Below are 18,868 nucleotides of genomic sequence, written 5' to 3' on the forward strand. Positions count from 1 at the left end.
GTGTCCGAACGCATGGGTAACAGGTAACGATGGCTAACTGGGTTCCCCTCTGGCTCCACCGCCTCGGCTCGCCGCCGGTGTTCTACCGGTTCGCCGGTGCCGTGCGCCCGTGGGCGTTCGGCCTGGCGCTGCTGTTGGGCGCCGTCGCGCTTTACGGTGGCCTCGTGGTCGCACCGGCGGATTACCAGCAGGGCGACGCCTATAGGATCATCTTCATCCACGTGCCCAGTGCCTGGATGAGCCTGTTCATCTACGGCGTTATGGCTGTCGCCGCCTTCATCGGGCTGGTCTGGCGGATCAAGATCGCCGAGGTGGTGGCGATGGAATCCGCACCGGTCGGCGCCGCATTCACCCTGATCACGCTGGTGACCGGTTCGCTCTGGGGCAAGCCCATGTGGGGTACCTGGTGGACCTGGGACGCCAGGCTCACCTCCGAACTGGTGCTGCTCTTCATCTACCTGGGCATCGTCGGGCTATATCACTCGTTCGAAGACCGCCGCCAGGGCGCGCGTGCCGCGGCCTTCCTGGTGCTCGTTGGCGCCGTGAACGTGCCTATCGTGCATTTCTCGGTGAACTGGTGGAACACGCTGCACCAGGGCTCGACGATCCGCCTGCTCGGCCCGTCCCATATCGAGGCGAGCATGCTCTGGCCCCTGCTCACCATGATGCTGGCGACCAAGTGCTATTACATCGCCAGCCTGTTCGCACGCGTGCGTGCCGACCTCATCGCTTCCGAAGGTGGCAAGGCCTGGGTGCGCGACATCGCGCTCGGCCAGCCTGGGAACGACCCCGCATGAGCCAGTTCCTCGCCATGGGCGGTTACGGTTCGTACGTGTGGACGTCGTTCGCCGCCTTCTTCATCGTCCTTCTCATCGATACGCTGGCTCCTTTAGCCCGGCGCCGCCGCAACCTGCGCGAACTTCGCGCGCGGCTCGCGCGCCAGGAAAACCGCCGCCGGCCCGGAACCCCGCCAAGCAATGAATCCAACGCGTAAACGTCGTCTCGCCATCGTCCTCTCCGTCGTCGCCGCCGCTGTCGTTGCGATCGGTCTCACTGTGTTCGCGCTGCAGCGAAACATGAGCTACCTGTTCACCCCGAGCCAGGTGCAGGAAGGCCAGGCCACGCAGTACAAGAGCTTCCGTCTCGGCGGCATGGTCAAGGCCGGTTCCATCCAGCGCGCGACCAGCACGCTGCGCGTGAGTTTCATCGTCATCGACGCCGACGGCGCCATGCCCGTGGAGTACACCGGCATCCTTCCCGACCTGTTCCGCGACAACCAGTCCGTGATCGCTACCGGCCGCATGGATGGCGCGCGGTTCATCGCCAGCGAAGTCCTTGCCAAGCATGACGAGAACTACATGCCGAAGGAGCTCAAGGACGCCATGGCCAAGGCCCACCAGAACAAGAAGATCGATGACACCGCGATGAAGGACACGCCCAAGTGATTCCCGAGCTCGGCCAGTTCGCCCTTGTCCTCGCGCTCCTTCTTGCGATTGCGCAGGGCGTGCTGCCGATCGTCGGCGCGTGGCGCAATAACGCCGCGCTGATCGCCGTGGCACGACCGGCCGCCGCCGGCCAGGGCGTCTTCGTCTTCGCCGCCATGGCCGTCCTGATCTACGCCTTCCTGACCTACGATTTCTCGGTGGCCTATGTCGCCGACAACTCGAACCTGGCGCTGCCCTGGTACTACCGCGTCACCGCGGTATGGGGTGCGCACGAGGGGTCGATGCTGTTGTGGGTGTTCATCCTCAATGTCTGGTCGGTGGCCCTGGCCGCCTTCAGCCGCCACCTGCCGCCCGCCTTCGTGGCCCGCGTGCTCGGCGTGCTCGGCCTGATCGGCGTCGGCTTCCTCGCCTTCATCCTGTTCACATCCAACCCTTTCCTGCGCGAGCTGCCAATGCCTGCCGATGGCGGCGATCTCAACCCGGTCCTGCAGGATCCGGGCATGACCTTCCATCCGCCCGTGCTCTACATGGGGTACGTGGGTTTCTCGGTCGCCTTCGCTTTCTCGATCGCCGCCTTGCTAGGCGGCGGCATGGAGCAGGCCTGGGTGCGCTGGGCACGTCCGTGGACCAACGTCGCCTGGGCCTTCCTGACCCTCGGCATCGTCGCCGGAAGCTGGTGGGCCTATGCCGAGCTGGGCTGGGGTGGCTGGTGGTTCTGGGATCCGGTGGAGAACGCCTCGTTCATGCCGTGGCTGGTCGGCGTCGCGTTGATCCACGCGCAAGCCGTGACGGAAAAACGCGGTTCGCTGCCGGCTTGGACCATCCTGCTTTCGCTGTTCGCGTTCTCGCTGTCGCTGCTGGGCACCTTCCTGGTTCGCTCGGGCGTGCTGACCTCGGTGCATGCTTTCGCTTCCGATCCGCGCCGCGGCCTCTACATCCTCGCCTTCCTGATCATCGTCATCGGCGGCTCGCTCCTGCTCTACGCGATCCGCGCGCCGAAGGTCGCTACCGGCAAGGCCTTCGCCCCGCTGTCGCGTGAGACAGGGATCATGGTCGCGAACCTGCTCTTCACCACGGCCGCCGCCATGGTGCTGTTAGGCACACTGTTTCCCCTGATCGGTGACGCGCTCAACCTCGGTCGGGTCTCCGTCGGACCGCCTTACTTCGGCTTCCTGTTCGTGCTGCTGATGGCGCCGGCGGTGCTTCTGCTTCCGTTCGGACCCTACCTGCGCTGGGGCCGCGCCGAAGGCAACCAGCTGACCACGATGGCCCTGCGTGCGGGCATCGCCGCGGTGATCTGCGCCATCGTCGCCGCCTTCTTCGCCCAGGGCCACCTGCGTGCCATCGCCGGCATCGGTGGTGCGGTGTGGGTCGGCGCAGGCACCTTGTCCTATGTCATCAAGCGTTGGCGCGAGATGCCACGTGGTCGCCGTTTCCCAGCCGAGATGGCAGGCATGTTGCTGGCCCACACCGGCGTCGCGATCTTCCTGATCGGCGTGATGCTTTCGGAATCGTTGAGTGTCGAGCGAGACGTTCGCCTCGAACCCGGCCAGACCGAGTCGGTGGGCGGTTACGACTTCCGTTTCGACGGCGTCGAGGAGACCACGGGCCCGAACTGGCGTGCCGATGAAGGCATCGTCGCCATCCTGCGCGACGGCAAGACACTGGCAACGATGCACCCGCAGAAGCGCACGTATTCGCGCGGCCAGGTGCAGACCGAATCCGCGATCGATGCCGGCCTGTTCCGGGACATCTACGTCGCCCTGGGCGAGCCGATGGAGGCGACGAACGTCAAGGGCGCATGGGCCTTGCGCCTGTATCACAAGCCCTTTGTTCGCTGGATCTGGCTGGGTGGTCTCTTCATGATGGCAGGCGGTTTCGTTGCCGCCGCGGAGCGTCGCTTCCGTGCCAAGCGAGCTCCCTCTGCCGCGGCAGCAGCGACCATCGTGACGCCGCCGACAAAGGCGTCGCTCGCATGACCCGCCTGTTGCCCTTGTTCGGTTTCCTCGTGCTCGTCGGCCTGTTCGGCTTCGGCATCTGGTGGAACACCCACCACGACCAGCACGAGATCGTGTCGCCGCTGATCAACAAGCCGGCGCCCGCCTTCGCCCTGCCCGTCCTCGATGAGGCGAGCCGCACCGTTACCAAGGCCTCGCTGCTGGGCAAGCCCTACTTCCTCAACGTGTTCGCCAGCTGGTGCATCGAGTGCGTGCATGAGCACCCGCTGCTGATGACCGAAATGAAGCAGCTCGGCCTGCCCCTGGTTGGCTTCAACTACAAGGACGACCCGAACGAGGCCACGGCCTGGCTGGCCGAACACGGCAATCCGTTCGACGTGATCGCTGTCGATCGTGAAGGTCGCAGCGGCATCGACTTCGGCGTGTATGCGGCACCCGAAACCTTTCTCATCGATGCGAAAGGTGTCATTCGCTACAAGCGCATCGGGCCGATAACGCCCGAGGTCATCGACAGGGAAATCCGTCCGGCACTCGCCGCGCTCGCGAAGGAAACCCCGTGATCCGCCGCGCGCTGCTCATCCTGGGCCTCTTCCTGCTGCCTGTGCTGTGTGCCGCCCAGGCGATCCAGCCGTTGCCATTTCGCGACCATGCGGAAGAAGTGCGCTTCCAGCACCTCAGCGCCGAACTGCGCTGCCCGATGTGCCAGAACGAAACGCTTGCCGATTCCAATGCGCCCATCGCGCACGATCTGCGACGCCAGGTGTTCGAAATGATGGAGGCGGGCAAGAGCGACGACGAGATCAAGGCGTACCTCGTCGACCGCTATTCGCGGTTCGTCCTCTACAAACCACCGGTCGAACCGAGCACCTGGCTGCTCTGGTTCGGTCCGCTCGCGCTGCTTGCCATCGGTGGCATCGTCGTTGCGGTACAGGTGCGCCGCCGCGCGCGCCAGGCACCCGTCGATACGACGCCGATCAACGATACCGGGGACGATTGGTGACTTACGCGTTTTATCTCGCCGCCGGGGTCATGCTGGCCCTCGCGCTGGCCCTGCTTCTCGTTCCGATCGTTCGCCACGGCCGCCGCCATGGTCGCTCGCGCGGCGTCTTCGCGTTACTCATTGCGATCGCCGTGGTCGTGCCGCTGGCCAGCGTGGGCCTGTACGCCCTGGTCGGCACGCCGTCGACACTGGGCGGCGTCGAGCCAGCGAAGGAAATGGATGTCAACGAAGCGATCACCGCGCTGCGTGCGCGGCTGAAGGACCACCCGGAAGACGCCCAGGGCTGGCTCCTGCTCGGCCAGACGTACACCATGCTCAAGCAACCAGCCCAGGCACGCGACGCCTACGACGGCGCGCTCAAGGTCGACCCGACCAATGGTGCCGCCATGGTTGGCTGGGCCGAGGCCGACTCTCTGATGCGTGACGACCATCGCATCGAGGGGCGCGCACTCGACCTGCTCCAGGCGGCCGTGACCGCGAATCCGCAGAACCAGCGCGCGTTGTGGCTGCTCGGCATCAGCCAGTTCCAGCACGAGCGATACGCCGAGGCGTCAGCCACCTGGAAGACGCTGCAGCCGATGCTGGATCCGGATTCGAACGTCGCGCATGCCGTGGCCGAGCAGATCGCGCAGGCCGACAAGCGCGCCGCGACCCAAACCCGTGGCACCATGAGCGGCATCCATTGAAGGAAGTCCCCATGGGCGACGCCCGCCGCTACCACCCGCTTTCCTCGCCATTCCGCATGAAACGCGGCGGCGAACTGCATGGCGCACGCGTCGCGTACGAAACCTGGGGCACGCTGGACAGTGAGAGGAGCAACGCTGTCCTCATCCTTACCGGCCTCTCGCCCAGCGCGCACGCCGCGGCCAATGCCGAGGATCCGTCGGCGGGCTGGTGGGACGACATGATCGGCCCCGGCAAGGCCTTCGACACTGACCGCCATTTCGTCATCTGCGTGAACTCGCTTGGCAGCGACAAGGGTTCCACCTGCCCCGCGTCGAACGACCCGGCCACCGGCGAACCCTACCGTCTCAGCTTTCCCGAGTTGTCGCTGGAAGACGTCGCCAATGCGGCCCATGAAACGGTGAGCGGGCTCGGCATCACCGAACTGGCCTGCCTCGTCGGCTGTTCGATGGGTGGTATGAGCGCGCTGGCGTACATGCTGCTGCACCCGGGCTCGGCGCGCACCCATCTCAGCGTGGACACAGCACCCCAGGCCCAGCCTTTCGCCATCGCCATCCGCTCGCTGCAGCGCGAAGCGATCCGTCTGGACCCGCACTGGAACGAGGGCCGTTACGACGACGAGCGCTGGCCGGAACACGGCATGAGCATCGCCCGTAAGCTGGGTGTCATCACCTACCGGTCGGCGATGGAATGGAACGGCCGCTTCGCCCGCATTCGCCTGGAACCGGACCAGCGCGAGGAAAACGAACCGTTCGGTTTCGAGTTCCAGGTGGAGTCCTATCTCGAAGGCCATGCGCGACGTTTCAATCGCCAGTTCGATCCCAACAGCTACCTCTACCTCTCCCGCGCGAGCGATTGGTTCGATATTTCCGAATACGGCGATGGCGACGTCATGCGCGGCCTCGGCCACATCCAGGTCGAACGCGCCATGGTCATCGGCGTCAGCACCGACATCCTGTTTCCCCTGGAGCAGCAGGAAACCATCGCCAAGGGGCTGGAGGCGGCCGGGGCAAAGGTCGAGTTCGTGGCGCTGGACTCCCCGCAAGGCCATGACGCCTTCCTGGTCGACATCGAAAACTACAGCCGGGCCATCGGCGGCTTCCTCCGCTCCCTGTAGAAGCTGTAGAAGCCGATTCATCGGCGATGGGTGCTCGCGGCAACCCTCGCGGCAACCCGGCCCGCTGCCGCGGGATCGCCGATAAATCGGCTCCTACAGGAGCATGACCCGGCATTTGCTATTATCGGCACCTACCGGCGTCCCCGCGCCACCGCCATCCAGAGGTTCCAGCCATGATCACGGTCGACTTTCCGGGCAGCCGCAAGCTCATCGATGCCATCGATGCCTCGGTCGCCCAGGCGAGCACTCCGGCGATTACCGACGCCCTGCGCAACGCGCTGTGTCGACTGATCCGATCCGAAGAAGTGAAACTTCCCGAGTGCGTGTTCGAGATGGCCGGTGACCACTACGCCCGCCGCGAGCTCTACCGCAGCGACGACCATGGCTACAGCGTCATCGCGATGACCTGGGGGCCAGGCCAGGGCACGCTGATCCACGACCACAGCGGCATGTGGTGCGTCGAAGGCGTCTGGGCAGGCTCGCTCGAGATCGTCCAGTACGAACTCGGCGAACACGAAGCCGAGCGCTATCACTTCCGTCCCGTGGGCTCGATCCAGGCCGGCCCCGGCTCGGCCGGCAGCCTCATCCCGCCGCACGAGTACCACACCATCCGCAATCCCAGCGAGGATTCGGTGGCGGTCAGCCTGCACATCTACTCCGGCCGCATGACCCAGTGCGCCGTATTCAAGCCCGAGGGCGACGACTGGTACGAGCGTACCGAACGTCAACTGGGTCTCGACCAGGTGCATTGATTCCCGCATAATGCATGGCCCCATGCCGAAATGGCGGAACCGGTAGACGCGGCGGACTCAAAATCCGTTTGTAGTGATACAGTGAGGGTTCGAGTCCCTCTTTCGGCACCAGATTGTTCTCAATGAACCCGCCCTCCCGGCGGGTTTTTTGTTGCCTCACGTTCGCTCGGCAAACCCCAAGAACCAAGCAGCACAACGCCTGCCACTTTCGCCACCCGACGCCTACAGATACTTGCAGCTCAGCGACGTACGATGCCGACCTGCTGTTCACAGTGGCCTGTTCGAACCCCTCATGTCTGATACCTACGTCGAAGAAGTGAACGCCCGCGTTGCGGCGACTGAGGCGCGAGTCGCGACCGCTGTCGAAGGTGTTCGAATTGACCACGCAGAGTTACGCGCAAGCTTGAAATCAGGACTGCTGGAGATTCGCATCGACATGGAAAAAATGCGCGGCGATATCCGTCAGATGTTCTCCGCGCAGACAAAGTGCATTGTGGTCATCGTGTACGGGGCGCTCGCTGCAGCGGGCACTGCCTGGGGATTCCTGAAGCCCCCAACGCCGATGTCCCTGCAGCCAGCGCCCTATTTGATCTACGCCCAACCTACGCCAGCGCAGGCGCAGCCGGTTCGGCCGCCCGGAGTGCCCCGTGCAATCGACCCATAACCAGCCGCCCTATCGAGCGCAGCGCTTCACGTCGTTTTACCGCCTGGACGCGCGAGTCGATGAGCTCGAAACCGACATGAAGTTCGTACGCAGGGACCTGGACGAGGTTCGCTCTGATCTGCGTGACATCCGGGTGCGTCTCGGCTCCGTCGACCTAAGCCTGGGAATTCTGTCGGAGCGAGCGGATTCTTCGTCAAGAAACCTGCTAGAGCGAGTCGACCTCCAGTCGGCAGGTTTGACAGAGCGAATAGACAGTTCGTCCGCGAACCTGACGGAAAAAATAGACGCCGTATCTTCGAGCCTGACTGAGAAGATCGACACCGTATCTGCGAACCTGACGGAAAAGATCGACGCCGTATCGTCGAACCTGACGGAGAGAATCGACACCGTATCTTCGAACCTCACGGAAAAGATCGACACCGTATCGTCGAACCTAACGGAGAGAATCGACACCGTATCGTCGAACCTCACGGAGAAAATCGACACCGTATCGTCGAACCTAACGGAGAGAATCGACACCGTATCGTCGAACCTCACGGAGAAAATCGACACCGTATCTTCGAACCTCACGGAGAAAATCGACACCGTATCGTCGAACCTCACGGAGAGAATCGACACCGTATCTGCGAACCTCACGGAAAAGATCGACACCGTATCTGCGAACTTGACCGAAAAAATAGACAGGGTATCTGCGACCTCAAACGAGCGAATGGACACCGTGTTCGCAAACTTGACTGCACGCACGGACACCTCGTACGCGGACTTGACCGAAAAAATAGACAGGGTATCCGCGACCTCGACTGAGCGAATGGACACCATGTTCGCGAACTTGAGTGTGCGGATGGACACCTCGTCCGCGAGCTTGACCGAGCGTATGGACACTATGTTCGCGAACTCGAACGAGAAAATGGATTCTCTTTCCACAAATCTGTTGGAGAAAATGAACTCCCTTTCCGTAACTATCTCGGAAAAAATGGATCGCTTTCCGACGAAGGTTCAGCTGAGCCTATGGGCCTGCGCCGGGCTGACAGCCCTTCTTGGGGTCACCGCCTCGATGATCGCCGTGCTTCTTCGTCTTTCTGGTCACGACGATGTCGCGGCGGTCATCGACGCGGTAAGCGGTAAGTAGTTTGCTCGACCTTGAGGCTCATCTAAGCAATGTCTGATGTAACCGAATTTCGCGTCAGCTACGACGGCCCCGCACTCGAGAACCACGAGATGGACCCGCGCGAGCTCGCCCCCGCGTTGCTCGCGATGGCCGATCTTCTGGAAGCGTCTGCTCGCGTGCTGTATGGAGACAAGGCAAAGATTCATGTCAACGTAAAGGGCTCGTTCAAAACGGGCAGCTTCAACGTCGACTTTGTCACCGGCGTGCAGTGGCTTCAGTCGGTGAAGGATATCTTTGCTGGCACCGAGGCGACAGCAATCGCGAACGCCACAGCCATCCTCGGCGCGCTTGGTGTCATCGGAAGGAAGGGCTTGTTTCCGCTGCTCAAATGGCTTCGCAGCCGCCCTATCACACGCATCGAGGCTATCGGCACCGACCGACCCGGGCAACCGACGGTGCGCATTTATGTCGGCGACGAGTTCTACGATACCGAGCGGGACACCGTGGACCTTCTACGCGACGTGGGGGTGAGGAAGGCGACCCAGCAGGTGCTCGCTCCCCTGGAGAGGTCAGGAATCGACGTCTTCGCCCTGGGCCAGGGCACCCGGGTAAATGTCACGGTGCGCGACAGCGAAGTCAGCTCATTCATATCGCCGGCTGCCGACGAATCCCTGATCATCGACGACATCAGAGACATGGCCTTTTCGATTGTTTCCCTTACCTTCAAGGAAAACAACAAGTGGCGTCTATCGGACGGATCTTCGACGATCAGCGCGACCATTTCCGATGCCGACTTCCTACGAGCCGTCCACGGCGATATGAAGTCCTTCTCAAAGGGCGACGCCCTGGTCTGCCGGGTGCGCGTTCGTCAGTGGCAGACAGCAAATGGCACGCGAACCGACTATGAAGTCGTTAACGTCGTAAATCATCTTCGAGCGGCGCGACAGGTACAGCTCCCATGGCCTGAAGTTCGGGCATGAATGCGACGGCCTCATAACCGCCCGCCACTCCGCGACTCGTTACGCGCATCGGCAGCATGCTGTAAGTAAGTCTTCCTGATGCTGTCCAGCTCCTTCTCGTCGAGCTCCTCCAAATCGAGCAGCGAGTTGTTCGCTTCCTTGATGGCGTGGATGAGCTCGTCCAGCTTGATCTGCATGGCCTCGGTATCACGGTTCTGCGTGTTCTGGATCAGGAACACCATGAGGAACGTGACGATCGTCGTACCGGTGTTTATCACCAGCTGCCAGGTGTCGCCGAAGCCGAAGAGCGGCCCACTGGCCGCCCATACGATGACGATAAGCACGGCGACCATGAAGGTCGCCGGCTTGCCGGCCGCTTTGGCCACCGCCATCGCCATGCGGGTAAAGAGACTCTGTCCGACTTTCTTAGTCATGGGCCGCACCTGTGTGAGTTCGCCGCAGCGTCCACCGCAAGCCGTGAATCACAGGCGAAGGCTCACCCTTCGGCGGCTCAGGACAGGAAGCCGCCGTCCACGGTGAGGCTGGCCCCCGTCGTGAAACGTGCTTCGGGTCCGGCGAGGTAGGCGACCAGGGCAGCCACTTCGTCGGCTTTGCCCATGCGGCCCAGGGGAATCAGCGGCAGCACCAGGTCCTCGACATAGGCGGGATTCATATCCGTGGCGATGGGACCCGGTTGCACATTGTTGACGGTGATTCCGCGTGGGCCAAGGTCGCGCGCGAAGCCGCGCGTCATCGATTTGATCGCACCCTTCGAAGCGCTGTAGATCGCCGTGCCAGGGAAGCCGCTGCGATCGGCCACGATACTGCCGACCGTGATCACGCTTCCACCCTCCCCCATATGCTTCACGGCCGCACGCGTACCCGCGTACACGGCGCGCACGTTGATGGCGAACACCCGATCGAACTCCTCCACCGGCAGGTCGTCGACAGGACCATGGGTGATCACGCCTGCGTTACTGACGAGGATATCGATGTGTCCATGGAGGGTCGCCGCCGCGTCGATGGCGACAGCCAGGGCCTCCGCATCCGCGCTATCTGCCCGAACAGCCGTGCCGCGCCCACCCGATGCGGCAACCTCGCCAACGAGAGCCTCGGCGGCATCGGCCGCGGCTGCGTAAGTAAACGTGACCGACGCGCCCTCCCGAGCGAGGCGGCGGACGATGGCTGCACCGATGCCGCGCGAGCCCCCGGTGATGAACGCGACTTTTCCTTCGAGAGGACGAATGGTCATGATTTCTCCAGTTATGGAATGATTGGTCAATTACAAGGGTAAAAAAAACAGGGCAGCTGCAGCCGTGGTACGACTGAACATGTCCCCGAGACCAAGTGTACCTATTTATTGACTGATTGTTCCATAACAAACCATCACGCCGCCAGCGCCCGTAAGGCGACGCCGACGATCCCATGCAGCGTTGCCTGCGATGCGCCGCCACGTGCGGCGACCTTCAGGCCGGACAGTGTCGCCAGAAGAAACTGCGCCGCCGCCATCGCGTCGAGATCCCCTGCCAGCTCCCCCCGCTCGATGCCGTCGCGAAGCCGGCTTTCGAATGCCAGCAAGGTCCGGTGAGCCACGGCATCGGTCACAGCCGTCACGTCCGGTTCGGACGTGCCGAACTCCGTAACAGCATGGATGCCAAGGCATGCGCGGCTGGTGCCTGACACGGCGTCATCCGCGAAGCCCAGCAAGGCCTGTTCGATGCCCTGGAGGACGGCGTGGCTGTCAAACATCGCCGACAGGGTCGCTCCGGTGCTTTCCTCCGAGTACCGGCGAAGGGCTTCGAGGTAAAGCGTCCGCTTGTCGCCGAAGGTGTCGTAAAGACTCTGCCGGCCGATCTTCATGGCCTCCAGCAACATGGGCGTCGACGACCCCTCGAAACCGTGGGCGGCAAACACCTCGATCGCGCGCTGGAGCGCCGTATCCCGGTCAAATTCACGTGGACGCGCCATGCCTCATCACTTCTGGATCGAAAAGTCCACAAAAGCCTATCACTGATTGTGGCCGCGGTCGTTTACAGCCGCTAGACTCCCCCGATGACGCACCCTGGAGCCATGCTGCAAACGGACATCGATGTGTCGGTCGAAGCGATTGCGCAGCTATCGGTCGTGCCGCGCATCCTCGACGCCGTGGTCCGTGCCACCGGCATGCGATTCGCGGCCGTAGCGCGCGTCACCGACAACCGCTGGACCGCCTGCGCCGTTCGCGACGACCTCGGTTTCGGGCTCAAGCCGGGCGAAGACCTGGTCCTCGAGACAACCATCTGCAACGACATCCGCTCGCACCGCCACCCTGTGGTGTTCGGGCATGCCAGCCAGCACGCCGTCTATTCGACGCACCATACGCCGAAGTACTACGGGCTCGAATCCTATGCCTCGGTGCCGATCTATACGGTCGGCGGTGAATTCTTCGGCACGTTATGCGCCATCGATTCGCGTCCCGTCAGCGTGGACGAAGACAGGCTGGCGACCGAGATGATCCTCTACGGCGAGCTCATCGCCTCGCAGATGGCACTCGAAGGTCGGGTGGAATATGCCGAACGCGCACTGCGCACATCGATGGACGAAGGCGTGTTGCGCGAGCAGTTCCTCGCCGTCGTCGGCCACGATCTGCGCAGCCCGTTGCAGGCAGCGGGCATGGCGGCCGAGGCCCTCGCCGACATGCCGCTACCGCCTCGGGCGGGGCGCCTCGCGAAAGTCATCACGGCCAGTGCAAAGCGCATGACCGACCTGATTGACGACATCATGGATTTCGCGCGGGCTCGGCTTGCTTCAGGCATTCCCGTGGCCCAGTTGGACCAGAGCGATCTCGCCGCCATGGTCGGCCGGGTGGTGGCCGAAGTCTCCGCGGCACACCCCACCGCCACGATCGTCAGCGACCTGGACATACCCAGAGCGCTTCGATTCGATCCGGTGCGCCTGCAGCAATTGCTCGCCAACCTGCTCAACAACGCGATGACCCATGGCGACACGCGACGGGCGATCCGCGTCGACGGGCGCGTCGAAGACAACGCTGTCGTGCTCGAGGTCACCAACTTCGGTACGCCGATCGATCCCGCCACTCAGGGCATGCTGTTCCAGCCGTTCTATCGACCGGAAAGCGCGACGCCACGCCCCGGACTCGGGCTGGGACTGTATATCGCCTCGGAGATCGCGCGTGCCCACGGAGGCACGCTCACGGTCTGTTCCAGCACGGACGAGGGCACCTGCTTCACCCTGCGCCTGCCGCTCACCGGCGCCTGACGCTCAGCGCGCGGCACTCGCTGCCGGGTAGTCGGTGGTGGTCTCGAATTCCGCGTAGGGTTGTCCGCTCTCGGCAAGGCTTGCCAGCGGAAGTCGCTCGGCGACGCCCATCAGGCGGGCCCGCAACACGCTTACCTCGCGCAGCTTCTCCGATGCCGCAAACGAGTACTGATCGGTCATTTCGAAGGCGGCGACGATATTCCCATCCTCGCTTCGCATGATCCACGGGCGTCGTGCCGTGATCAGGCCCGCGCGCTGCATCGCCTCGTAGATTTCCAGCAGGATCGAAACAACCAGATCGGTGCGGCCCGGGAACGGCCGATAGCCAACGATGATGGAGGTAGACACGCGGAACCTCGTGGCGGCTGGGAGGCGACACCGCATTTGTAACCAGTAACGGGTCGCCGTCAAGCGTTACGTGGTGCGGTTTCGGCAAACCTTCGCAACAGGCATCACAGTTCACGAACCACGCGGAAGCCGACACGCGCACTGCGCAGATCGGCATCCGCTCCCTGACGGTAGGCGGAGCGGACCATCTCCGGCGCGCTGCCCCAGGACCCGCCGCGGATCACCCGTCGCGAACAGCCCGGATTGACCCAGGCTTCCGCCGTGCGCGGTGCGCGAATGTAGTTGTCGTGCCAGCAGTCCCCGACCCATTCCGACACGTTGCCGCCCATGTCATACAGGCCGAACGGATTCGGCGTGAAACTCATGACCGGCGCCGGCCCCCAGTAGCCGTCCTTATAGCCACTGAACGCATTGCTCCAACGGCGCCCGGAGCCGGAACGGTCATTGCCACCGGTGAGGTTCTCCATGCGCGAGGTGGGATTGTCGTCACCCCACCAGTAGCGCGTCGTGCTGCCCGCGCGCAACGCATATTCGAACTCGGCCTCGCTGGCGAGGCGATACTTCTTGCCCGTTCGCTGCGACAGCCAGTCCGCGTAGGCCTTGGCGTCGTTCCAGGAAACGTTGATGACCGGCAGGCGCTCCTGACCAGGCTTGCCCGCATAGTCGTCCTGCCAGGTCGCCGACGCTTCGTCGCGAAGGCCGCCGCTCTGTTCATCGTAGACGCTGCCACCGCCCAGGGACTGCGATTGCGGAACGTAACCGCTTGAGCGTACGAAGTCGCGGAACTGTCCGATCGTCACGGAACTGCGCCCCATGCCGACGCCTTTATCGATCTGGACTTCATGCGCGGGGGACTCATTGGTGTCGTGGCCCCGCTCGCCATCCGGCGAGCCCATCATGAAATGTCCCGTGGGCAAGACGACGAGGGCCGGGGCCTGCCCGGTCGAGTCGACGAAGCGATCGGCGATGACCTGGCCCGGTTTGTAGCTTGCGTAGAGACGGGCGTTGGTCACCCTCTCGTTGAAGTCGTCGATACCCGCCAGATCGGGGCTGACTTGCTGTGCCTTGGTCGCCAGCTGCTGCGCGAGCTCGATGTTGCCGGCGTCCAGCGCGGAACGCGCCTGGGCCAGCATCGCCGCACCGCTCTGCCGACGCATGCCTTCGATGCGGCCTCGGGTGTCCTGCAGGCCCTGCGATTCGGGAAGGATCGTCGCGGCCTCCGCCAGCGCGGCGTCCGCGGCGCTGAAATCGTTCTGGGCGACGGCGGCGAGCGCCTTGTCGAGTACGACACGCTGGACCTGGATGACGCCCTGCTCCGCCACAGCGTTGTCGGGATCGAGCTGCAGCACCGCCCGGTAGGTGTCCAGGGCACTGTCGCCACGCGGCTGCTCCGCCTTGCCTTCCTGGAGCTGACCGGCCGCCTTCCCGAGCATGGGTCTCACCTTGTCGAGGACAGCCAGTTTTTCCTGCAGGGGCGCGACCTCGGCGGTGGTTCCCGGTAGCGCCTTGAGCGCTGCGAGCCCGTCGCGCGCGGTGTCGGCATCACCCAGGGCGATGTCTTGCTCGATCTCCGCCGCGAGCCGCGCACGGACCTCGTCCATGCCGCCCAGGGCGCGCTGGCTATCGCCCTTTTCCTTAAGGACGGCCGTGAACATCGCAGCGGCACTGTCCTTGCCACCCACCAGGCGATCCGCCTGAAGCGCCTTGTCCGCGCGGTCGAGCAAGGCGGTCAGCTCGGGCGAATCCGGCGTCTTCTGGGCCGGAAGCTGGACTTCGTTGGTCTTCTCCCGGCGGCGTGCGGCGATCACCGATGACGGCGCGAGCATGATCGGCGGCCCGGCGTCGATTTCGGACACGATGGCCCCGGGTGCGGCCTGGGGGCGTTGATCGAAGCCCATGGTCGTGGGCTGTCCGCGCATCGGCGAACGCGGCGTATTCTGGCCCGGCTCGACGTGCAGCAGTTGCGGAAAGAAGTGATAGAACAAGGCAAAACCGAGCACAGCGACACCCAGGGAGCCGCCAATGGCGCGCTGTCGGCGGACGGTCTCGGTGTTCGGCATGGTGGGTTGTTCCGTGCGGGCCTGCTATCGTGCGCTGCCACCTTAGAGAATCGCGTGCGGCAGGGCAACACGAACGTCGCGCGCGTTCCATGTACGTACAAGGACGCAGGAATGACATCGAGCGACCTCGCTCCCGCTGCACCGTGGATCGACAATCACGAGGAGCTTGCCACCTGGCTTGCCCCTGTCGGCCCGACCGCCGTCGTCGGACTCGACACGGAGTTCATGCGGCGCAATACCTTTTACCCGCAGCTCGCCTTGCTTCAGTTGGCCCACGATGGCCGCTACGCCCTGATCGATCCGGTGGCCTTTCCGCTGGGAGACGTGCTCCGCCCGACCTTCGCCGAGAACCCGGTCGTCACGGTGATGCACAGCGCCGGCGAAGATCTCGAAGCGATGTCGCCGTTCCTGCCCGACGGCCCGCACACCTTGTTCGACACGCAGATCGCCGCGGCTTTCGTCGGCATGGGACTGGGCATCAGCTACCGTGCCCTCGTCGCTGAGCTGGTCGGCGCCGAACTCGACAAGGGCGAGACGCGCAGCGACTGGCTGCAGCGCCCGCTGACCGAATCGCAGAAGCTTTACGCCACACTCGATGTCGTCCACCTTCATCCCGTGCACGCCATCCTCAGCGAGCGCCTTGTGGAGCGCGATCGCGCCGCCTGGCATGCGGAAGACTGCGCACGCATGAAGCGCCGGGCCAGCGAGCGCGAAGGCGATCCGCAACCGCAGCGCAGCTTCAAGGGCGCCGCGGAATGGACGCCGGAGAAACAAGCCCTCCTACGTCGCGTGCTGCGCTGGCGCGAAACCACCGCCCGCGAACTCGACAAGCCGCGTTCGTGGCTGCTGGAGGATGCCCAGGCCCTGGACCTCAGCAACGCCCTGCCGCGCGACGCCGCGCATCTGGACGAGCGCGTGCGCGGCACCCGCGCATTGCGTGCACCCCAGCGCAAGGAATTGTTCGACCTACTCCAGCGGCCGGTGGACGCCCAGGAAATCGAATCCACCGCTCCGGTCGTGGGCCACCCCGTGGGCGACGCGAAGCGCGCCATCAACGAAATGCGCAGCGTCATCGACCTGCTCGCCACCCAGCTCGATCTTCCGCCCGGCCTGCTCTGCTCACGCCGCTCGATGGAAGAGTATGTGATGACCGGCGTATGGCCCGAAGCCCTCGAAGGCTGGCGCCGCGGCGTCCTCCACGAACGCCTGGCAGGTCTCCTGCCAGGCTGACAGCCGCGCCGCACCTTCGCCGGTGCACCATCGCTCGGTAGGAGCGCGATGCAAGCGTTACCGGACGGCGGCGTACCGAGCGGGGTGCAGGCGTTACCGCATGTCGGCGTGCTGCGCCGAAAAGCGCGCCGCCAGCTGATCCCGCTCGAACGACGCCATCACGTGCTCGACGAACACGCGTGTCTTTCGCGGCAGCAGCTTCTGCGCCGCGTAATAGATCGAAATGTCACCACCGTCCACCCACCAATCCGGCAACACGCGCCTCAACACACCGCGCTCGATATAGGGCAGCGCATGGGGCACGGCGACCAGGGCGATCCCCAGCCCTTGCATCGCGGCGTGGTTCGCCGCATCCGGGTCATCGAACAGAATGCGCGTGTCGAGGTCGATCGAGGCCTTCCCAGCGGCGCCATCGGTGAGCGTCCAGTTGCGAATGCGCCCGGTCTGCGGTGACCGAAGAAGAATGCCCGCCCGCCCCACCAGATCAGCCGGGGTGGCAGGCGCCCCTCGCGTCGACAGGTACGCCGGTGATGCCACCAGTACGCGATGCGCCGGCGCCAGGTGGCGCGCGATGAGGCCCGGTTGCAGCTCGAAGCCACCGCCGATCGCGACATCGAACCCCTCACCGATCAGATCCACCGCGCGATTGTCGAAATGCCAGTCCGGCTGCACCCGGGGATTCGCGCGAAGGAAACTGCCCAGCATCGGGACGATCCAGTCCCGTCCGAACGCGTTGCCCATGCTGACGCGCAGGCGCCCCACCGGGCTGGCATGCGCCACGGTGGCGTTGGACATCGCCGTTTGCAGGCTGTCCAGGCTATCCACCACCTCCAGGCGGAATGCCTCGCCCGCCTCCGTGAGCGACAGGCGGCGCGTGCTGCGCTGAAACAGCCGAACACCGAGGGATGCCTCCAGCCTGGCCACGTTTTTCCCCACGGCGGCCGGGGTCAGGCCCAGGGCGCGGCCCGCCGCGGCAAAGCTGCCGGACTCGGCACTGCGGATGAAGCAGACAATACCGTTGAGGGTGTCCATGGAAGGATTCTAAACCGATGGTATCGACTGCATAGGTGAAATCGTGCCTACTGCCAGCGCCTACCGCCGCCATTGATGGTGTTGTCGAACTCACCTCACTACGGAGTCATGCCATGAACGACCTCAATTCCATCCAGGGCAAGAGCGCCCTCATCCTCGGCGGATCGCGCGGCATCGGTGCCGCCATCGCCCGTCGCCTCGCTGCCGGCGGCGCCAACGTCGTCCTTACCTACGTGAACGGAGCCTCGGCGGCCGAGGCCGTCGTGGCCGAGATCGCCGCCAAGGGCGGTCGTGCGATCGCCTTCCAGGCAGATAGCGCGAGCGACGCCGCGATCGAAGCGGCCGTCGCGAAAACCAAGGAAACCTTTGGCGGCCTCGACATCCTCGTCAACAATGCCGGCATCGCCAAGTTCAGCCCGATCGAGGACTATCCGATCGAAGATCTGGACAGCACGCTCGCGATCAACGTCCGTGCGGCCGTGGTGGCCAGCAAGTTCGGTGCGCGCGCCATGAACAACGGTGGCCGCATCATTCACATCGGCAGCACCAATGCGGAGCGCATGCCCGGCCAGGGTGGTGCGATCTATGCCATGAGCAAGTCGGCGCTGCAGGGCCTGACCAAGGGACTGGCGCGCGATCTCGGTCCGCGCGGCATCACGGTGAACAACGTGCAGCCCGGCCCCGTCGACACCGACATGAACCCTAAGGACGGCCCGTTCGCCGAACAGCTGATGCCGTTGCTCGCCGTCGGCCGCTACGGCCATGCCGATGAGGTTGCCAGCTTCGTGGCCTATCTTGCGGGTCCTGAAGCGGCCAACATCACCGGTGCCAACCTGCTGATCGACGGCGGCTTCGCCGCCTAGCGCGTGGCTCGCCTTCGGCCTCGCGGGCTCGGCTGGCCCATCGCTCTCTACACTTGGGCGCTTCGCGAGGAGACGGTCAGCTGAACGGAGAGCCGTTGGGCGTGGGTGTTGCCACCGAAGCCCGCCGTTACGGCGGTCGTGCAGATAGGTCATTTCCGGCGTGGCGAGCGATTGCCTCGCCGCTGCGCTGCCGCGCGCCGACGATCTCGGCGCGCTGGGGTCGACCGTTGGCGATGGCTACGAGCCAGCAGCCGGAGCGGCGCTGCCTTGTCGGCTCGACCCACACGAACCTCAGAGATAGGAAGAGTCTTCGGTGCCCACCCTCGAGGCGAGTTCCGCACAAGTGGAGCGGCCGTAGGCCAAATAAGTACACGGCCGCGCAGCGGCCTT

General features: G+C 64.3%; 21 protein-coding genes and 1 tRNA gene. 16 read left to right on the forward strand and 6 right to left on the reverse strand.

Features of this window, described 5'->3' with window-relative positions; all coding sequences use genetic code 11:
• Positions 1 to 29: 29 nt before the first annotated feature.
• From HB634_RS04440 to HB634_RS04500, 13 genes are all read left to right on the forward strand, one after another.
• Positions 30 to 797: a heme ABC transporter permease gene (locus tag HB634_RS04440; protein WP_063572445.1), complete on the forward strand. Its 768-nt coding sequence runs from the start codon at positions 30 to 32 to the stop codon at positions 795 to 797.
• Positions 794 to 994 carry a heme exporter protein CcmD gene (gene ccmD, locus HB634_RS04445; RefSeq protein ID WP_063572446.1) on the forward strand — a complete coding sequence of 67 codons (201 nt, stop codon included), beginning with the start codon at positions 794 to 796 and terminating at the stop codon, positions 992 to 994. The genes HB634_RS04440 and ccmD overlap by 4 nt, the downstream gene beginning before the upstream one ends.
• Positions 978 to 1,445 carry a cytochrome c maturation protein CcmE gene (ccmE, locus tag HB634_RS04450; RefSeq protein WP_213947693.1) on the forward strand — a complete coding sequence of 156 codons (468 nt, stop codon included), beginning with the start codon at positions 978 to 980 and terminating at the stop codon, positions 1,443 to 1,445. The genes ccmD and ccmE overlap by 17 nt, the downstream gene beginning before the upstream one ends.
• Positions 1,442 to 3,424 carry a heme lyase CcmF/NrfE family subunit gene (locus tag HB634_RS04455; protein ID WP_063572448.1) on the forward strand — a complete coding sequence of 661 codons (1,983 nt, stop codon included), beginning with the start codon at positions 1,442 to 1,444 and terminating at the stop codon, positions 3,422 to 3,424. Before ccmE ends, HB634_RS04455 begins: the two co-directional genes overlap by 4 nt.
• Positions 3,421 to 3,963 (forward strand): DsbE family thiol:disulfide interchange protein, encoded by a 543-nt coding sequence (locus tag HB634_RS04460; RefSeq protein WP_213947694.1) that lies wholly within the window; start codon positions 3,421 to 3,423, stop codon positions 3,961 to 3,963. Before HB634_RS04455 ends, HB634_RS04460 begins: the two co-directional genes overlap by 4 nt.
• Complete coding sequence (locus HB634_RS04465; RefSeq protein WP_345777459.1) at positions 3,960 to 4,403, forward strand: cytochrome c-type biogenesis protein; 444 nt, start codon at positions 3,960 to 3,962, stop codon at positions 4,401 to 4,403. Before HB634_RS04460 ends, HB634_RS04465 begins: the two co-directional genes overlap by 4 nt.
• A complete protein-coding gene (locus tag HB634_RS04470; protein ID WP_157504086.1) occupies positions 4,400 to 5,089 on the forward strand; it encodes a tetratricopeptide repeat protein in 690 nt (229 codons plus the stop codon). The genes HB634_RS04465 and HB634_RS04470 overlap by 4 nt, the downstream gene beginning before the upstream one ends.
• Positions 5,090 to 5,100: 11 nt before the next feature.
• On the forward strand, positions 5,101 to 6,204 hold the full coding sequence (locus tag HB634_RS04475) for a homoserine O-acetyltransferase (protein WP_213947695.1): 1,104 nt from the start codon (positions 5,101 to 5,103) through the stop codon (positions 6,202 to 6,204).
• 173 nt (positions 6,205 to 6,377) lie between these two features.
• On the forward strand, positions 6,378 to 6,956 hold the full coding sequence (locus HB634_RS04480) for a cysteine dioxygenase family protein (protein WP_213947696.1): 579 nt from the start codon (positions 6,378 to 6,380) through the stop codon (positions 6,954 to 6,956).
• Positions 6,957 to 6,980: 24 nt separating this feature from the next.
• Positions 6,981 to 7,067: transfer RNA gene (locus tag HB634_RS04485), tRNA-Leu, on the forward strand.
• A gap of 181 nt (positions 7,068 to 7,248) precedes the next feature.
• Positions 7,249 to 7,620, forward strand: a complete 372-nt coding sequence (locus HB634_RS04490; RefSeq protein ID WP_213947697.1) for a hypothetical protein — start codon at positions 7,249 to 7,251, stop codon at positions 7,618 to 7,620.
• A gap of 76 nt (positions 7,621 to 7,696) precedes the next feature.
• Positions 7,697 to 8,749, forward strand: coding sequence for a hypothetical protein (locus HB634_RS04495; RefSeq protein WP_213947698.1), 1,053 nt, complete (start codon positions 7,697 to 7,699; stop codon positions 8,747 to 8,749).
• 89 nt (positions 8,750 to 8,838) lie between these two features.
• A complete protein-coding gene (locus HB634_RS04500) occupies positions 8,839 to 9,708 on the forward strand; it encodes a hypothetical protein (protein WP_213947699.1) in 870 nt (289 codons plus the stop codon).
• 11 nt (positions 9,709 to 9,719) lie between these two features.
• On the opposite strand, the gene HB634_RS04505 is transcribed toward HB634_RS04500, so the two are convergent.
• The 3 genes from HB634_RS04505 to HB634_RS04515 form a co-directional block, all read right to left on the reverse strand.
• Positions 9,720 to 10,121: a low affinity iron permease family protein gene (locus tag HB634_RS04505; protein ID WP_082879234.1), complete on the reverse strand. Its 402-nt coding sequence runs from the start codon at positions 10,119 to 10,121 to the stop codon at positions 9,720 to 9,722.
• 77 nt (positions 10,122 to 10,198) lie between these two features.
• A complete protein-coding gene (locus HB634_RS04510; RefSeq protein ID WP_213947700.1) occupies positions 10,199 to 10,939 on the reverse strand; it encodes a 3-oxoacyl-ACP reductase family protein in 741 nt (246 codons plus the stop codon).
• 134 nt (positions 10,940 to 11,073) lie between these two features.
• Positions 11,074 to 11,655, reverse strand: a complete 582-nt coding sequence (locus HB634_RS04515) for a TetR/AcrR family transcriptional regulator (RefSeq protein WP_213947701.1) — start codon at positions 11,653 to 11,655, stop codon at positions 11,074 to 11,076.
• Positions 11,656 to 11,739: 84 nt separating this feature from the next.
• Between HB634_RS04515 and HB634_RS04520 the strand changes: the two genes are divergently transcribed.
• A complete protein-coding gene (locus HB634_RS04520; RefSeq protein ID WP_213947702.1) occupies positions 11,740 to 12,945 on the forward strand; it encodes a GAF domain-containing sensor histidine kinase in 1,206 nt (401 codons plus the stop codon).
• A gap of 3 nt (positions 12,946 to 12,948) precedes the next feature.
• Here the strand turns inward: HB634_RS04520 and HB634_RS04525 are convergent, their stop codons facing one another.
• Positions 12,949 to 13,293, reverse strand: a complete 345-nt coding sequence (locus HB634_RS04525; RefSeq protein WP_063574351.1) for a hypothetical protein — start codon at positions 13,291 to 13,293, stop codon at positions 12,949 to 12,951.
• Positions 13,294 to 13,397: 104 nt separating this feature from the next.
• Complete coding sequence (locus HB634_RS04530; protein WP_213947703.1) at positions 13,398 to 15,353, reverse strand: formylglycine-generating enzyme family protein; 1,956 nt, start codon at positions 15,351 to 15,353, stop codon at positions 13,398 to 13,400.
• Between the two features lie 111 nt (positions 15,354 to 15,464).
• Between HB634_RS04530 and HB634_RS04535 the strand changes: the two genes are divergently transcribed.
• A complete protein-coding gene (locus tag HB634_RS04535) occupies positions 15,465 to 16,583 on the forward strand; it encodes an HRDC domain-containing protein (protein ID WP_063574263.1) in 1,119 nt (372 codons plus the stop codon).
• Between the two features lie 93 nt (positions 16,584 to 16,676).
• On the opposite strand, the gene HB634_RS04540 is transcribed toward HB634_RS04535, so the two are convergent.
• On the reverse strand, positions 16,677 to 17,615 hold the full coding sequence (locus HB634_RS04540) for a LysR family transcriptional regulator (protein WP_213947704.1): 939 nt from the start codon (positions 17,613 to 17,615) through the stop codon (positions 16,677 to 16,679).
• 113 nt (positions 17,616 to 17,728) lie between these two features.
• On the opposite strand from HB634_RS04540, the gene HB634_RS04545 reads away from it, so the two are divergent.
• A complete protein-coding gene (locus HB634_RS04545) occupies positions 17,729 to 18,478 on the forward strand; it encodes a 3-oxoacyl-ACP reductase family protein (protein WP_213947705.1) in 750 nt (249 codons plus the stop codon).
• The last annotated feature ends 390 nt before the right edge of the window (positions 18,479 to 18,868 follow it).

The sequence above is a fragment of the Luteibacter sp. dw_328 genome, assembly GCF_018449605.1.
Classification (GTDB): domain Bacteria; phylum Pseudomonadota; class Gammaproteobacteria; order Xanthomonadales; family Rhodanobacteraceae; genus Luteibacter.

Coding starts and splice junctions, on each gene's coding strand:
- HB634_RS04440 (WP_063572445.1), top strand. CDS start 30: ATGGCTAACTGGGTTCCCCTCTGGCTCCACCGCCTCGGCTCGCCGCCG.
- ccmD (WP_063572446.1), top strand. CDS start 794: ATGAGCCAGTTCCTCGCCATGGGCGGTTACGGTTCGTACGTGTGGACG.
- ccmE (WP_213947693.1), top strand. CDS start 978: ATGAATCCAACGCGTAAACGTCGTCTCGCCATCGTCCTCTCCGTCGTC.
- HB634_RS04460 (WP_213947694.1), top strand. CDS start 3,421: ATGACCCGCCTGTTGCCCTTGTTCGGTTTCCTCGTGCTCGTCGGCCTG.
- HB634_RS04475 (WP_213947695.1), top strand. CDS start 5,101: ATGGGCGACGCCCGCCGCTACCACCCGCTTTCCTCGCCATTCCGCATG.
- HB634_RS04480 (WP_213947696.1), top strand. CDS start 6,378: ATGATCACGGTCGACTTTCCGGGCAGCCGCAAGCTCATCGATGCCATC.
- HB634_RS04490 (WP_213947697.1), top strand. CDS start 7,249: ATGTCTGATACCTACGTCGAAGAAGTGAACGCCCGCGTTGCGGCGACT.
- HB634_RS04495 (WP_213947698.1), top strand. CDS start 7,697: ATGAAGTTCGTACGCAGGGACCTGGACGAGGTTCGCTCTGATCTGCGT.
- HB634_RS04500 (WP_213947699.1), top strand. CDS start 8,839: ATGGACCCGCGCGAGCTCGCCCCCGCGTTGCTCGCGATGGCCGATCTT.
- HB634_RS04505 (WP_082879234.1), bottom strand. CDS start 10,121: ATGACTAAGAAAGTCGGACAGAGTCTCTTTACCCGCATGGCGATGGCG.
- HB634_RS04510 (WP_213947700.1), bottom strand. CDS start 10,939: ATGACCATTCGTCCTCTCGAAGGAAAAGTCGCGTTCATCACCGGGGGC.
- HB634_RS04515 (WP_213947701.1), bottom strand. CDS start 11,655: ATGGCGCGTCCACGTGAATTTGACCGGGATACGGCGCTCCAGCGCGCG.
- HB634_RS04520 (WP_213947702.1), top strand. CDS start 11,740: ATGACGCACCCTGGAGCCATGCTGCAAACGGACATCGATGTGTCGGTC.
- HB634_RS04530 (WP_213947703.1), bottom strand. CDS start 15,353: ATGCCGAACACCGAGACCGTCCGCCGACAGCGCGCCATTGGCGGCTCC.
- HB634_RS04535 (WP_063574263.1), top strand. CDS start 15,465: ATGACATCGAGCGACCTCGCTCCCGCTGCACCGTGGATCGACAATCAC.
- HB634_RS04540 (WP_213947704.1), bottom strand. CDS start 17,615: ATGGACACCCTCAACGGTATTGTCTGCTTCATCCGCAGTGCCGAGTCC.
- HB634_RS04545 (WP_213947705.1), top strand. CDS start 17,729: ATGAACGACCTCAATTCCATCCAGGGCAAGAGCGCCCTCATCCTCGGC.